The following is a 14,662-nucleotide window of genomic DNA, read 5'->3' as shown; positions in this document are numbered from 1 at the left end:
CCTTTAAAGGTCATCTCCTTGCAAATTCGGAAATTAAGCGTTCTTGCGCCTCGGCGAGCGTTACCTTTTCGTTCACTTTCTGTTTCGAAAAAGCCCAAATGCTCTGTATGTATTCGATCGCTTCATCGATATCGGCATTGGACCCCCGCTGGTAAGCGCCGATGTTGATCAAATCCTCGGAATCTTTGTACACCGCCAGCAGCCTTTTGTAATTTTCGGACGCCTCGTTTTGCTCCTCCGGCACAATGTCTTTCATAACCCGGCTAATGCTCGCCAAAATGTCGATGGCCGGGAAATGCCCTTTGTTCGCTATGCCCCGGTTCAGCACGATATGTCCGTCCAAAATCCCCCTCACCGCGTCGGCGATCGGCTCATTCATATCGTCACCGTCAACCAGCACGGTATAAAAAGCGGTAATCGATCCGGTCGGCCCGGTCCCCGCCCTTTCCATCAGCTTGGGCAGCGCGGCGAATACCGAAGGCGTGTAGCCTCTCATCGCCGGCGGCTCTCCAATGGCGAGTCCCACTTCGCGCAGCGCCATCGCATAACGCGTCACCGAATCCATCATCAGCATGACGTTCAAGCCGCGATCGCGAAAATATTCAGCGATCGTCGTAGCGATGAGCGCTCCTTTCATCCGGATCAAAGCGGGCTGGTCCGAAGTGGCCACGATGACAACGGATCGTTCCAGGCCTTCAGGCCCAAGATCCCGTTCAATGAAGTCCAGCACCTCGCGGCCGCGTTCTCCTACCAAAGCGATAACATTGACGTCCGCCGCCGTATTCCGGGCAATCATCCCCATCAAGGTACTTTTACCTACCCCGGAGCCGGCGAAAATACCTACCCGCTGTCCTCTGCCGATCGTCAGCAATCCGTCGAGCGCCCGGACCCCGATACTGATCGGTTCGGCAACGCGCGGGCGATTCAACGGGTTCATCGGTTTGTTGAAGGTCGAGTAGTGGCCCATCCGCGAAGGCAGAAGCGAACCGTCGAGCGGCTGGCCCAAACCGTCCAGCACTTTGCCCAAAAGCTCGGATCCCACTTGCACGGTAAGCGGCTTTCCGGTTCCGACCACATCGCATCCGGGACCGATGGACTGGAGTTCTCCCAGCGGCATCAGCAGCACTTTGTTGTCCCGAAACCCGACGACTTCGGCCTGCAGCGGCTGCGACGCTTTTGTCGGATAGATATGGCACACGTCGCCGATGCTGGCATCAGGACCTTCGGATTCCACCATAAGACCTATGACTTGAGTAACCTTGCCGTTAATCCGGACCGGATCAAGCTGCTTGAGATGATCGATATAGCGTTCAGCGTTCATGCTCATCGTTCGTCTGCCCCCGCTCTTCCGCCTGCATCGCGATGCGCACCAGCTCTTTTTTGATTTCAGTCAACTGAGTATCGATGCGGGCATCCACGCTGCCGAATGCGGAACGAATCACACAGCCCCGGTCTTTTACGGTCGGATCCGGCAAAATTTGCAGCTCCGCTTGCGAATCGATCGCCAGGCTAAGTTCCTCTCTGGCCGCCTGCACGAAAGCAAAGTGAGCAGGCGAAACGCATAACGTAAGAACGCCTTGCTCCCGTTTGCGCGCCAAGCTTTTCTTGACCAGTTCCAGCGTATAATCCGGATCGACGCTCAGCTGCTTATCGATAACTTTCTCGGCGATCGCGCAGCTAAGCTCCACGAGAAACGGCTCGGCCTCCTGAATGATCCGTTCTTTCTCAATGTAAGCCTGCTGCAGTACGGCTCCCGCTTCCCGCATCATTTCGTCGATCTTGGCCTTCGTCGTCAGCTCCGCTTGAATTTTTCCTTCCTCAAACCCTTGGCTGAAGCCTTCCGATTTGACCGCTTCTATTAAATGCTCATCCTGCTCACGGCGCTCCTGCCACCAAGTTTCGATTTGCTCCCGGGCTTCGGCAAGCAGCTGCTCGGCTTGTTCCGCGGCCTCCCTTACCTGACGCTCGGCAAACTCCTTGGCATCGTCAAGCATTTGCTTGCGGATTTGTTCCGCGGCGATATCTTCCGGAGATGGAACATCCTCCTCTACGGCAGGAGTCTCCGCTTTATCATGCTGGTCCTCGGGAATCTCAAACGATTTCGCCAAGTTGAGCTGCTTCAACACTTCCACCGGAACGTACTGCGACACCTTAATCAAATTAGACAATGATGTCATCTCCTCCGCCGCGGGCGATGATGATCTCACCAGCTTCTTCCAATCTGCGGATCGTAGCTACGATGCGGGTCTGCGCTTCTTCGACATCACGCAGCCGCACAGGTCCCATGTATTCCATTTCTTCCTTGAATGTCTCGGACATCCGCTTCGACATGTTGCGGAAAACGGCTTCCCGGACTTCTTCGCTGGCCACTTTGAGGGCAAGCTGCAGATCGGCGTTTTCGATGTCGCGAATAATCCGCTGGATCGAGCGGTTGTCGATGTTGACGATATCTTCGAAAACAAACATCCGCTTTTTGATCTCTTCGGCCAACTCCGGATCTTGAATTTCCAACGAATCGAGAATCGTTCTTTCCGTGCCCCGGTCGACCCCGTTCAAAATTTGCACGATCGACTCGATGCCGCCCGCGCTGGTGTAGTCTTGAGTTACGGTAGCGGACAGCTTTTGTTCCAAGACACGTTCAACCTGAGAAATCACTTCCGGAGACGTGCTGTCCATCACGGCGATTCTTCTGGCAACCTCCGCCTGCTTCTCCTGCGGCAAAGAAGAGAGAATAGCCGCCGCCTGCTCAAATTGCAGATAGGACAAAACAAGGGCAATCGTCTGGGCGTTCTCGTTCTGAATAAAGTTTAAAATTTGGTTCGGATCCGCCTTGCGGGCAAAATCGAAAGGTCTCACCTGCAAGGTCGCCGTCAGCCGATTGATAATGTCCAGCGCCTTGGACTGTCCAAGCGCCTTCTCCAAAATCTCCTTGGCGTAATTGATGCCGCCCTGCGTAATATACTCTTGGGCCAGACAGATTTGGTGAAACTCGGCCATGATCATCTCTTTTTCCACGCTGTCCACTTTGCGGACATTGGCGATTTCAAGCGTCAATTGCTCGATTTCCTCATCGCGCAGATGTTTGAAAATTTCCGCCGACACCTCAGGCCCGAGCGTGATCAACAATATGGCCGCTTTCTGTCTCCCGGTTAACACTGTGCTAGTTGTTTTTGACAATCCGTTCACCTCTAATCGTCCGCTAGCCATGTGCGAAGCAAGTTAACGAATTCCTCCGGCTTCTTCTTGGCCAGCGTCTCCAGTTGTTTGCGCACTTGGTTCTCATTCGTGACCGAATCCAAATTAATGGACGGGAATTCTGGAGTGAGAGGCATCGAAATTTCTTCTTCCTCTTCTGCCAGTTGTTGGTTGCGGCGACGGCGGAACAAGACGAATCCAATCCCTGCCAGTGCCAGCAGAGCCGCCGCGCCAACTCCCCATACTATCGGGCTCGAAAGGCTCAGACCCGTACTTGGCTCAGCATCGCTAAGAAATGGTTGCGAAACAACTGAAACTTTTCGCTGCAGTTCTGCGTCTGTATATGTAGTACCGGAATCGGCAAGATAGGAACCCACGATGTTGGTCAAAATATTTTCGATGGCCGTGCGGGTAGTATCATCCAATGCTTGCTGTCCGTTTGGCGGTGCAACGGCAACGTTGATGGTTAAATCTTTGATGACATAAGGGCTGGCTACGATATCCTTCGTAATCCGGTTAACTTCGTAATTGATCGTCGAAGACGATTCCTCCGAAGAAGAGCCGCCGCTGGACTGGGCCGAAGGGTAATTAACAACATCCTGCTGGCCGGTTCCCGGAACTCCGCTATCGGGGCTTGCCGTTCCTGTGTAGCTCTTTTGCACCTTTTGCGCGCTGATTTCAATCCCTTTCATGTTTTCGGTATCGACCGGCGTCACCAGATTGTCTTTTTGCGTCACTTGGTCAAAATTAAGTTTGGATGCGACCAACACCTCAATTTTGTCCGGTCCCGTCAGTCTGGAAAGGAACTGTTTCACACTCTGGCGAACATCACTCTCGAATTTTTTCTGCAAGGCCATGTTTTCCTGAACCGCCGCCGACAGAGTGCCGTTTGTCCCGCCTTGTCCGCTGGGCAATAGTACGGTATCATCACTGGATGACATAGAGATGTTTTCAATCGGCAAATTCGGTACCGATGTCTTGACCAGATTGAAGTATCCGTCGATAGCCTCCTGGTTTGCACGATATCCCGGATTGAAGGTGAGGACGATGGAAGCCGTCGCTTTTTCCTGCTCTTCCGGACTGGCAAACACGTTTTCTGCCGGAAGATTGATCAATACCTTGGCGTCCTTGACACCCTGCATCTGTTTAAGCAGCTGTTCAACTTCGCCGTTCAAAGCGTTTTTGTACTTAACGTTGAATTCATTATCCGTCATGCCGATCAGCGAAGAGCTTTGGTTAAAAGATTCCAGTCCGATAGAACCGCTTTTAACGATCCCTTGGGACCCAACGTCCACCTTTACGCGGGACGCGTTTTTGCTCGGAACCGATATCGCCGTACCGTTCGAACTCAATTTGTAAGGGATGCCCCCGGATTCCAAATAATTGATAATTCCGGCAGCATCGGTTGAGTCCAGGTCCGTAAAAGCTACTTCATACTCCGTTTTGGAGAATTGGATTGTCATCAGGATCACGGCAAGCAGCACGAATGCGATTGTAGCTATCAATAATGTTTTCTGTTTTTTGCTGAATTGGTTCCAGTACCCGGTTAGTCGGTCCCGGTACTGAGCGATTCTCTCATTCACAATGTCACCTCATCCGAAGCATCTAAAATCGTTAAATTTGCGTACGCATGATTTCTTGATAAGCTTCTATCACTTTATTGCGTACTTGCGTCGTCAATTGCAAACTTAACAAAGCTTGCTCTGAGGCGATCATCATCTGGTCGGCGCTTGCATTTCCGAGTATAAATTGATCATTTACTTTCTGGGCGTTCGCTTCCTGCGCAGCCACTCCGTCCAACGCATCGCTCAAATAAGAACTGAAGTTTTTAATCGATTCGGCAGGAGTCGGCGTCTGCGGTTTGCTTGGCAGCTGCGGCCCCACCAGCGGTTTGATGGCGTCAAAGCTCATTCTCTCAATCAAAGATCAACACTCCTAACTGCTTGATGTCTAGCTTGCTTTAATACTATTTGCCTATTTGCAGCGCTTTGGTAATCATCGCTTTGCTGGCGTTCAGCGCCGTTACGTTAGCTTCGTAGGACCGGGTAGCCGAAATCATGTCCACCATTTCTTTCAAAATATCCACGTTCGGCATGTGCACGTATCCTTCGCTGTCCGCGTCGGGATGCGTCGGATTGTACACCGGTTTAAAAGGAGCCGGGTCTTCTTGAATCTTCGTAATTTTGACCCCTTGGCCGTTAAAGCCGCCCTCAAGAGCAGAGCTCAGCATACTGCCGAAATCCGCTTCCTTGGGAGCCATGACAACGGTTTTTCTGCGGTAAGGAACCGCTTGGCCGTCTTCGATTCTGGCTCTCGTCGTCTCGGCGTTGGCGATATTTGAGGAAATGACGTCCATACGGAGACGCTGCGCAGTTAGTGCGGAAGAACTAATGCTGAAACTATTGCTGATTGTCATTTTGCTTATCTCCCTTCTATAGACGTGCGTTTCATTTTGACCATGTAATTAAGCTGTTCGATGTAAGAATTGTACCGAAGTTGGTTTTCGGCGAGTTGGGCCATCTCGCTGTCGATGTCCACGTTGTTCTGGTTGTTGTTCATGATCGTGCTCTCATCTGTCAGGACTTTCGGCTCCGGAATACCCGTCGACGGCCCTATTACGAAATGTCTGGAATCAGTTCTTTTGCCCTGCAAGGCAGGCATGCCGCCATTCAGTTCGCCTTGCAACAAACTTTCAAAAGAAACGCTTGAACGCTTATAGTAGGGGGTGTCCTCATTTGCTATATTATTGGAAATAACCCCTTGCCGAAGATTGGCGGCCTGTAATGCAGTCTCTAGTCTGTTAAATCCCAACCCATTCAACAATTGCACCTTATTTCCCCCCTTTTAAGTCTCATATGAGCAGTTAATCATCATAATTCAACAAACAGATAATAAATCCTCTTTTTTTCGACATATTTTTGCTATTTTTTGTCTTTCTTGCTGTCTTTCTTATGTCCTAGTTATTGAAAAATTTTCATGATGTCATATATCCTAAGTTTCATGGAGATTCGACATTATTACAATAAGAAAAAAGCCCTATCTTTGGGACGTAATTAGTTATTTTTTTCATTATTTGAAGTCTTTTCTATAAAACAGCCAACATTCGACAATTTTCAATCAAACTAAAATTTATCAACTTTGTCGGAATAACAAAAAGACCACCCCTATTTTCATAGGTAGGCGGTCTTTCTTGAAGAATTTGTGAAAAAAGTGTCAGGTCCTGGGTAAAAAAGCCGAGGACATCAAAAAAAAGGCGAAAAACTTACAAAATGAACTGGCTCAAATCACGATCCTGGGCAATTTCTCCTAATTTTTCCCTTACGTATTCCGGAGTGATCAACATTTTTTCCAACGTCAACTCCGGCGCTTCAAAGGACAAGTCCTCCAGCAACTTTTCCAGAATGGTGTGCAGTCTTCTTGCCCCGATGTTTTCGGTGTTGGCATTTACGGCAGCGGCGATTCTGGCGATTTCCCGAATGGCTTCGTCGGAAAATTCAATCTCCAGGTTCTCCGTGCGCAGCAGTTCAATGTACTGTTTGGTGAGCGCGTTTTGCGGCTCCGTCAAAATCGAAACAAAATCGTCCAGCGACAAGCTGCTAAGTTCAACGCGAATCGGGAAACGCCCCTGCAATTCGGGAATCAAATCCGACGGTTTGGCGATATGGAACGCCCCCGCGGCGATAAACAAAATATAGTCGGTTTTGATCGGACCGTATTTCGTCATTACCGTCGAGCCTTCGACGATCGGCAAAATATCGCGCTGCACGCCTTCGCGGGAAACATCCGGTCCGGAGCCTTGCCCCCGGCTGGCTACTTTATCGATTTCGTCGATAAAAATGATCCCGCTCTGCTCCGCTCTCGCGATCGCCTCTTGGATCAGATCATCATGATCGATCAGCTTGGCGGCTTCTTCTTGGGTCAGCACTTTACGCGCTTCCTTCACGGTCAGCTTTCTTTTTTTGGTGCGCTTGGGCAAAAGGTTCCCGAACATTTCCTGCATGTTGATCCCGAGCTGGTCATTGCCTTGCCCCGCAAACATGTCCATCATCGTAGGCGTATTGTCCTCCACTTCGACCTCGACGATATCGTTCTCGAGCTGGCCGGCAAGCAGCTTGAAGCGTATCTGGCGGCGGCGCTCGCCGAGGCTGCTGTCCTCCTCGGTTTGCTCTTGGGTCGGGACACTGCCCTGGTTTCCGCCTCCGAACAGCATTTCGAACGGATTACGCCCGCTTTTGGCCTTGTTTTCGGAAGGAACCAGAATGTGAACGAGCCGCTCGTTGGCAAGCTCCTCCGCCTTGTCTTTGACCTTCTCGGTACGCTCCAGCTTTACGGTGCGGATGGCCGTTTCAACGAGATCCCGGACCATCGATTCGACATCCCGGCCGACGTAACCGACCTCGGTAAATTTGGTAGCCTCCACTTTCACAAAAGGCGCTCCTACCAGCTTGGCGAGACGGCGGGCGATTTCCGTTTTGCCGACCCCCGTCGGACCGATCATCAACATGTTCTTCGGCACGATTTCATCCTGTACCTCTTCGTGGAGCAGGCTTCGCCGGTAGCGGTTCCGCAAGGCAACAGCCACGGATTTTTTCGCTTGTTTTTGGCCTACGATGTATTTATCCAGCTCTGCGACGATTTGTCTTGGCGTTAAATTTTTCTCGCTCACGATACGTCCCTCCTGAGAAAATAGTGTGGCCTAGGCCGCTTTAAAGCTCTTCCACGATAATGTTGCTGTTCGTATACACGCAAATTTCCGAGGCGATCTGCAAGGACTCCCGGACGATGTCTTTGGCTTCCATTCCACCGGCATGCCGTTTGAGGGCCCGGGCCGCCGAAAGCGCAAAGTTGCCGCCCGAACCGATGGCCAGCACGTCATCATCCGGCTCGATGATTTCTCCGCCGCCGGAAATGAGCAGCATCCCCGAATGGTCCATCACGATCATCAGCGCCTCCAGCTTGCGCAGCACCCGATCCTGACGCCAATCTTTGGCGAGCTCGACGGCAGCCCGTTGCAAATTGCCATGATGCTCTTCCAGCTTGCCTTCAAATTTCTCAAACAGCGTAATCGCGTCGGCTACCGAACCCGCAAACCCGGCCAGCACCTGCCCCCGGTATAAACGGCGGACTTTTTTAGCGGTCTGCTTCATCACAACGTTTTCGCCAAAAGTGACTTGGCCGTCGCCCGCAATCGCCCCTTTGCCGTTATGACGAACGGCGCAGATCGTTGTAGCGTGAAAAGTTGGAATCATGTGTATCGCCTTCCTTTCTCTTTTTCTCAACCCTCCCAAGCCCTCCCTTACCGTAAGGGAGGGCTCCAAGGGCTTGCAGCCCTTTGGATACCCGCAAAGGGGACTAACGTAGGAGGGAGTGAGGCGCTCCTAGCGCTCTCCCTTTGGGATTCGCTTGGCTTCGTGCTAGGAACGCTTTTCTCCCCTTCGGGGTACGTCTTACTTTGGGTGTTCCTGGGTTTCCTGATTTTGAACTAACGTGGGAGGCACTGTGGCGCTCCTTTGCGCTCTCCCTTTGGGATTCGCTTGGCTTCGTGCTAGGAACGCTTTTCCCCCCTTCGGGGTACGTCTTACTTTGGGCGCTCCTACTCGCTCTCCCTTCGGGAATCGCTTGACTACGAGCTGGCAACAGGCGCTTTTTTAACGCTAGTTCTATGTTATGACTTAATGAGCTTGCTGGATTCCCTTTTGGTACGTAGAGTGCAAAAAAACGGTGGTTAGCCCAACCGTTCTTCTGTCATAAAGGTTCTCAAGCTTTGCAGCGCACGCTGGGCGAGCGCTTCGTTTTTTTCGGCTTTTTTGCGGTAGCGGGTGTCCAGCTTCGGGAACAGGCCAAAATTGGCGTTCATCGGCTGGAAATGCTCGAAGTCGGCGGTCGTAATGTACCGCGCCATGCTGCCGAGCGTAGTGTCCGCGGGGAAGACGATGCCTTCGGCGCCGGAGGCGGCGCGCGCGGCGTTGATGCCGGCGATCAGGCCGGAGGCGGCGGACTCGACGTAACCCTCGACGCCGGTCATCTGGCCGGCAAAAAAGAGCGTAGGCCGCGCCTTCAGCTGATACGTCGGCTCGAGCAGCTTCGGTGAATTGATGAATGTGTTGCGGTGCATGACGCCGTAACGCACAAATTCGGCGTTCTCCAGGCCCGGGATCATCGAGAAGACGCGCTTCTGTTCGCCCCACTTCAAATGGGTCTGGAAACCCACCAAGTTGTACAGCGTCCCCGCTGCGTTATCCTGGCGAAGCTGCACAACGGCATGAGGGAGCGTGCCGGTATGCGGGTTAACGAGGCCTACGGGCTTCATCGGCCCGAATAACGCGGTCTGCTTGCCGCGCCGCATCATGATTTCGATCGGCATGCAGCCTTCGAAATACACTTCTTTCTCGAATTCCTTGAGCTGGGCCACTTCGGCGGAAATCAACGCTTCGTAGAATGCGTCAAATTCCTCTTCCGTCATCGGACAATTGAGATAAGCGGCTTCGCCCTTATCGTAGCGGGAAGCGAGATACACTTTGCTCATATCGATCGAGTCCTTCTCCACGATCGGGGCGGCGGCGTCATAAAAATAAAAGTAATCCTCGCCGGTCAGCCGCCTGATTTGCTCCGAAAGCGCGGGAGACGTGAGCGGGCCGGTCGCGATCACGACGATCCCCTCTTGCGGGATCTCCTGGATCTCCTCGTTCACCACTTCGATCAGCGGATGCTCACGCAGCGTGCGCGTAATTTCTCCGGAGAACCCGTCCCGGTCCACCGCCAGCGCCCCGCCCGCCGGGACCGCATTGCGGTCGGCGGCGCCAAGAACGAGCGAATTCAACATCCGCATCTCTTCCTTCAGCACGCCGACGGCGTTGGTTAGGCCATTGGCCCGCAGCGAGTTGCTGCAGACGAGCTCGGCGAATTTATCCGTGTGGTGGGCCGGGGTTTTAACGACCGGGCGCATTTCGTAAAGCACGACGGGGACGCCGTGGCTCGCGATTTGCCAAGCCGCTTCGCTGCCCGCCAGCCCCGCGCCGATAACCGTTACTTTATTGTTGTTCATAAGAGTAAAATCCCCCCAAATCTCCTGCTGAGTATCTTAGATGATTTCCCGCTTCAAATATTAATTCGTACGGTATTGGTCCAAGCGGGAGGCGCCGGTTTAATCGTCGGCACCGTCGTCATTTTCCTCGATGGCCTCCACGTAGTCGCAGGAAGTGCATTGCAGCTTTCCGCCCTGCTTGTTCCGCTTCTCTACGAGCAGTGAACCGCATTTCGGGCAAGGCTTCGGCGACGGCTTATCCCAAGATACGAAATCGCATTCCGGGTAACGATCGCAGCCGTAAAAAATCCGCCCCTTCTTGCTGCGCCGCTCCACCACATGGCCTTCCTTGCATTTCGGGCAAGTTACGCCGATATCCTTGACGATCGGCTTCGTGTTCCGGCAATCCGGGAACCCCGAACAAGCCAGGAACTTGCCGAACCGTCCCAGTTTATACACCATCGGTTTGCCGCATTTTTCGCAAATTTCGTCGGAAACCTCGTCTTCGATCTCGATTTCCTTCATTTCTTCCTCGGCCACGCTAAGGCGTTTCTCAAACGATTCGTAGAATTCGCCGAGCACCCGGACCCAATCTTCGGCGCCTTCCTCCACGTGGTCAAGGTCCTCCTCCATATGGGCCGTAAACTCCACATCGAGGATTTCCGGGAAAAATTGCTCCATTTGCTCGATGACCAGCTCGCCCAGCTCGGTAGGCACAAACTTCTTCTCCTCAATCGCGACGTAACCGCGTTTTTGGATCGTCTCCAGGGTTGGCGCATACGTGCTTGGGCGTCCGATACCCAGTTCCTCCAGCGTTTTGACGAGGCGGGCTTCCGTATACCGCGGCGGCGGCTGGGTGAAGTGCTGCTTCGGCTCGATCTCTTCCGTGATCAGCTTATCCCCTTGCGCCAGCGGCGGCAAAAACTTGTCATCGTCGTTGGCGCTTCCGTCGTCGTTGCCTTCCACATACAGCTTCATAAATCCCGGAAAGCGGATTTTCGACCCGACGGCGCGGAATGTCGCCTCGCCGGCAGCGATATCGACGGACAGCGTATCCAGCACGGCCGAGGACATCTGGCTGGCCATAAAGCGGTCCCAAATCAGCTTATACAGCCGATACTGGTCCCGGCTGGTGAATTCCTTGACCGATTCGGGGTCGCGCATCGCCGACGTCGGGCGAATCGCTTCGTGGGCATCCTGCGCGCCGGCCGCCTTCTTCGAGTATTGGCGCGGCGATTCGGGAACATAGTCTTTGCCGTACTTGCCCAGGATGTATTCCTGCGCTTCCTCCTGCGCCGACGCGGCAATCCGGGTCGAGTCGGTACGCATGTAGGTAATGAGGCCGACGGTGCCTTCCTTCCCAAGGTCAACGCCCTCATACAGCTGCTGGGCGACCGACATCGTTTTGGCGGCGCGGAAATTCAGCTTGCGGGCCGCTTCCTGCTGCAGAGAGCTGGTCGTAAACGGAGCGGCCGGATGGCGCAGACGTTCCTTCTCCTTGACCTCGGCAACGCTGAATTTGGCTTTTTCGATCGATTGTAAAATCTCCTTAACCTGCTGCTCGCTCTTCAGCTCAAGCTTCTGGCCGCGGAATTGATGAAACTTCGCTTCGAACGAGGACTCTCCGGTTTTTAGCCTCGCCGTAATGCTCCAGTATTCCTCGGGTACAAACGCGGAAATTTCGTTTTCCCGGTCCAAAATGATCTTGACGGCAACCGATTGAACACGGCCGGCCGACAAGCCCTTTTTGACCTTTTTCCACAGCAGCGGGCTGATTTTGTAACCGACGAGCCGATCCAAAATGCGTCTGGCCTGCTGCGCGTTCACCAGATCCATATTGATTTTGCGCGGGCTTTTAAACGCATCCTTCACCGCCTGCTTCGTAATCTCATTAAACACGACGCGGCACGTTTCCTTTTCATCCACGTCCAAGACATGGGCCAGATGCCAGGCTATCGCTTCTCCTTCGCGATCGGGGTCGGCTGCCAGATAGATTTTTTTGACCTTTTTACTGGCATCCTTCAATTCTTTTAATACGGAACCCTTCCCACGGATCGTAATATACTTCGGACTGAAGTCGTTCTCCACTTCAACCCCAATTTGGCTTTTGGGCAAATCGCGAACATGGCCCATTGAGGCTTTCACGATGTATTTGCTGCCTAGGTATTTGCCAATCGTTTTCGCCTTGGCAGGCGATTCCACGATGACGAGTGAATCCGCCACAGGTTCGTCCTCCTCTCAAACATACAAACTTCCATCTGATATAGTCATATATTCAGCCACTCTCGGTTAGGAATGGACTATATTAGTTGATAAACGGAGCCAGGGAGCTGGACCACCGTTTTTTTCATGATTAAAGATAACAGAACTGAATGTAAAAGTCCAAAATCCCATTCCGTTTTTACAAGCAATTCGTCAAAACTGGCGATTCCCTGCTCCAACATATGGTATATGCGCCGCTCCTCATCTGTCAACTTGTTTGCGTTTTTCCCGGTTTGGACAGGCATTTTGGGCGCGGAAAAGATGGAACCATATTCCTCCCAAATATCTTGGGCACCGGTTACGATTTTCGCTCCCTGCTTCAGCAGCGCCAGCGTACCGCGGCTTTTGGGCGAGGTGATCGGGCCGGGCACGGCAAACACGTCCCGGTTCGCTTCCAGCGCCCAATCCACCGTGATGAGCGAACCGCTGCGGGCGTCCGCCTCCACGACCACCGTACCGCGGCTGATCCCGGCGATGATCCGGTTGCGCTGCGGAAACATGCCGGGATGCCCCGGCGTGCCGATCGGGTATTCGGAAACGATCAGCCCCTGCTCCGCAATGCTGTGGTACAGGGAGGCGTTTTCCGGCGGATAAGCGACATCAATGGCCGTACCCAGCACGGCGATTGTCCAGCCGCCCGCCCGGAGCGCCGCCTCATGGCTGATCCCGTCAATCCCGCGGGCCAAACCGCTGACGACCGTAATGCCGTGGGCGCACAGCTCCTCCGCCAGTTGAACGGCAACCTTGCGCCCATAGGCGGTAGGCAGACGCGTTCCTACGATGGCCACCGACAGGGTGGAGAGCAGCCCGGGCTCGCCCAGCGTATACAGCACCCAAGGCGGGCGGGTGATTTCCTTCATTAATACAGGATACTCCGCATCAAAAGGGGTGATCGCTCGAACTTTTTTACGCCTCATCAGCTCCAGTCGGGATTCGATCCACTCCAAGGTGAAAAGCTTGGACATTTGCAAGGCCAGCTCGGAATCGAGCCCCCGCTCCATCCAATCCGCGGAGCTAAAGTCCGGCGCCCCCTCCCAACCGGGCCGGGACAAAATGCCTTGAATCCTCTTCCAGCCAAGTCCGGGGCTTTCGTGCAACCCCACCAGAATCCATTTTTTCTCCATGTCCATTCCTCCATTCAGATGTATGCCAGGACAACAAAAAAAGCAACCTTCCCGCCATTGGCTGTGAAGGTTGCTTACCTTTCCCTTATTATACCAAATAAAAATCAATGTGTCGTGCAGCGTTCGAGCAGACCGCGTTCCTCAAGCACGCTGACGAGCGTAGCGCCCATTTCCGAAGGCGTCGGCGCCACTTTGATGCCGCAAGCCTCAAGCATGGCTATTTTCTCCTTCGCCGTCCCTTTCCCGCCGGAAATGATCGCGCCGGCATGGCCCATCCGTTTCCCCGGAGGCGCCGTAACCCCGCCGATAAAACCGACGACAGGTTTCGTCATGTTTTCCTTAATCCATTCGGCCGCTTCCTCTTCCGCCGTGCCGCCGATTTCTCCGATCATGATGACGGCATGCGTGTTCTCGTCTTCATTAAACCGGCGCAAAATATCGATAAACTCCGATCCCTTGACCGGGTCGCCGCCGATGCCAACGGCCGAGGATTGCCCGATCCCTCGGGTCGTAAGCTGATGTACGGCTTCATACGTCAGCGTGCCGCTGCGGGATACGACGCCGACATGGCCCGGAAGATGAATGTATCCCGGCATAATGCCGATTTTGCATTCGCCCGGCGTGATCACACCAGGACAGTTTGGACCGATCAGCACGGTCTTTTTCCCTTCCATATAACGTTTGACCTTAACCATATCGAGCACCGGAATCCCTTCCGTAATGCAGATGACAAGCTCCATTTCCGCCTCTACGGCTTCGAGAATGGAATCAGCCGCGGCAGCAGGCGGCACGTAAATAACGCTGGCCGTCGCGCCGGTAGCGGCTTTCGCTTCTTTCACCGTGTTGAAAACGGGCAGGCTGACCGTGCTTCCGTTCTCCAGCGCGATGTCGACCTGGCTTCCCCCTTTGCCGGGCGAAGTTCCCCCCACCATTTGGGTGCCGTAATCCAGGGCGCCTTTGGCGTGGAACAGGGCGGTTTTGCCTGTAATCCCCTGGGTGATGACCTTTGTATTTTTATCGACCAAAATACTCATATTTCGAGCCTCCCCTTCATGGA

The 14,662-nt window shown here is 53.5% G+C and carries 13 protein-coding genes; all 13 read right to left on the bottom strand.

Going from position 1 to position 14,662, the window contains the following annotated elements:
* Window positions 1-10: 10 nt before the first annotated feature.
* The 13 genes from fliI to sucD all read right to left on the bottom strand — a co-directional run bounded on the left by fliI (window position 11) and on the right by sucD (window position 14,639).
* The gene (gene fliI / locus EHV15_RS22390; RefSeq protein ID WP_128633163.1) at window positions 11-1,327 is read right to left on the bottom strand and encodes a flagellar protein export ATPase FliI; all 1,317 of its coding nucleotides are present in this window, start codon (window positions 1,325-1,327) and stop codon (window positions 11-13) included.
* Window positions 1,311-2,168, bottom strand: a complete 858-nt coding sequence (locus EHV15_RS22385; RefSeq protein WP_128633162.1) for a FliH/SctL family protein — start codon at window positions 2,166-2,168, stop codon at window positions 1,311-1,313. The genes fliI and EHV15_RS22385 overlap by 17 nt, the downstream gene beginning before the upstream one ends.
* Complete coding sequence (gene fliG / locus EHV15_RS22380; RefSeq protein WP_425464444.1) at window positions 2,161-3,207, bottom strand: flagellar motor switch protein FliG; 1,047 nt, start codon at window positions 3,205-3,207, stop codon at window positions 2,161-2,163. Before fliG ends, EHV15_RS22385 begins: the two co-directional genes overlap by 8 nt.
* Window positions 3,189-4,778 (bottom strand): flagellar basal-body MS-ring/collar protein FliF, encoded by a 1,590-nt coding sequence (gene fliF / locus EHV15_RS22375; RefSeq protein ID WP_128633160.1) that lies wholly within the window; start codon window positions 4,776-4,778, stop codon window positions 3,189-3,191. The genes fliG and fliF overlap by 19 nt, the downstream gene beginning before the upstream one ends.
* 31 nt (window positions 4,779-4,809) lie before the next feature.
* On the bottom strand, window positions 4,810-5,118 hold the full coding sequence (gene fliE, locus EHV15_RS22370; protein ID WP_246061739.1) for a flagellar hook-basal body complex protein FliE: 309 nt from the start codon (window positions 5,116-5,118) through the stop codon (window positions 4,810-4,812).
* A gap of 43 nt (window positions 5,119-5,161) precedes the next feature.
* Window positions 5,162-5,611, bottom strand: coding sequence for a flagellar basal body rod protein FlgC (gene flgC / locus EHV15_RS22365; RefSeq protein WP_128633159.1), 450 nt, complete (start codon window positions 5,609-5,611; stop codon window positions 5,162-5,164).
* A gap of 5 nt (window positions 5,612-5,616) precedes the next feature.
* Window positions 5,617-6,024 carry a flagellar basal body rod protein FlgB gene (gene flgB, locus EHV15_RS22360; protein WP_128633158.1) on the bottom strand — a complete coding sequence of 136 codons (408 nt, stop codon included), beginning with the start codon at window positions 6,022-6,024 and terminating at the stop codon, window positions 5,617-5,619.
* A gap of 433 nt (window positions 6,025-6,457) precedes the next feature.
* Entirely contained in the window at window positions 6,458-7,861 is a 1,404-nt protein-coding gene (gene hslU, locus EHV15_RS22355) for an ATP-dependent protease ATPase subunit HslU (RefSeq protein WP_128633157.1), read from the bottom strand.
* 40 nt (window positions 7,862-7,901) lie between these two features.
* Complete coding sequence (gene hslV, locus EHV15_RS22350; RefSeq protein WP_128633156.1) at window positions 7,902-8,444, bottom strand: ATP-dependent protease subunit HslV; 543 nt, start codon at window positions 8,442-8,444, stop codon at window positions 7,902-7,904.
* 476 nt (window positions 8,445-8,920) lie between these two features.
* Window positions 8,921-10,240, bottom strand: coding sequence for an FADH(2)-oxidizing methylenetetrahydrofolate--tRNA-(uracil(54)-C(5))-methyltransferase TrmFO (gene trmFO / locus EHV15_RS22345; protein ID WP_128633155.1), 1,320 nt, complete (start codon window positions 10,238-10,240; stop codon window positions 8,921-8,923).
* A 99-nt stretch (window positions 10,241-10,339) separates the two neighbouring features.
* Window positions 10,340-12,442 (bottom strand): type I DNA topoisomerase, encoded by a 2,103-nt coding sequence (gene topA, locus EHV15_RS22340; RefSeq protein WP_128633154.1) that lies wholly within the window; start codon window positions 12,440-12,442, stop codon window positions 10,340-10,342.
* Window positions 12,443-12,519: 77 nt separating this feature from the next.
* Window positions 12,520-13,605 carry a DNA-processing protein DprA gene (gene dprA / locus EHV15_RS22335; RefSeq protein ID WP_178075935.1) on the bottom strand — a complete coding sequence of 362 codons (1,086 nt, stop codon included), beginning with the start codon at window positions 13,603-13,605 and terminating at the stop codon, window positions 12,520-12,522.
* 104 nt (window positions 13,606-13,709) lie between these two features.
* Entirely contained in the window at window positions 13,710-14,639 is a 930-nt protein-coding gene (sucD, locus tag EHV15_RS22330) for a succinate--CoA ligase subunit alpha (RefSeq protein ID WP_128633152.1), read from the bottom strand.
* Window positions 14,640-14,662 lie beyond the last annotated feature (23 nt).

The sequence above is a fragment of the Paenibacillus oralis genome (genome assembly GCF_003863965.1).
In the GTDB taxonomy this organism is placed as follows: Bacteria; Bacillota; Bacilli; order Paenibacillales; family Paenibacillaceae; genus Fontibacillus; species Fontibacillus oralis.
This window is presented reverse-complemented; position numbering and strand designations above follow the sequence as displayed.

What these genes read in the sequence shown, in the direction of transcription:
- dprA (WP_178075935.1), bottom strand. Translation starts at nt 13,605, where the DNA reads ATGGAGAAAAAATGGATTCTGGTGGGGTTGCACGAAAGCCCCGGACTT.
- flgC (WP_128633159.1), bottom strand. Translation starts at nt 5,611, where the DNA reads ATGACAATCAGCAATAGTTTCAGCATTAGTTCTTCCGCACTAACTGCG.
- trmFO (WP_128633155.1), bottom strand. Translation starts at nt 10,240, where the DNA reads ATGAACAACAATAAAGTAACGGTTATCGGCGCGGGGCTGGCGGGCAGC.
- sucD (WP_128633152.1), bottom strand. Translation starts at nt 14,639, where the DNA reads ATGAGTATTTTGGTCGATAAAAATACAAAGGTCATCACCCAGGGGATT.
- fliI (WP_128633163.1), bottom strand. Translation starts at nt 1,327, where the DNA reads ATGAGCATGAACGCTGAACGCTATATCGATCATCTCAAGCAGCTTGAT.
- hslV (WP_128633156.1), bottom strand. Translation starts at nt 8,444, where the DNA reads ATGATTCCAACTTTTCACGCTACAACGATCTGCGCCGTTCGTCATAAC.
- fliG (WP_425464444.1), bottom strand. Translation starts at nt 3,207, where the DNA reads ATGGCTAGCGGACGATTAGAGGTGAACGGATTGTCAAAAACAACTAGC.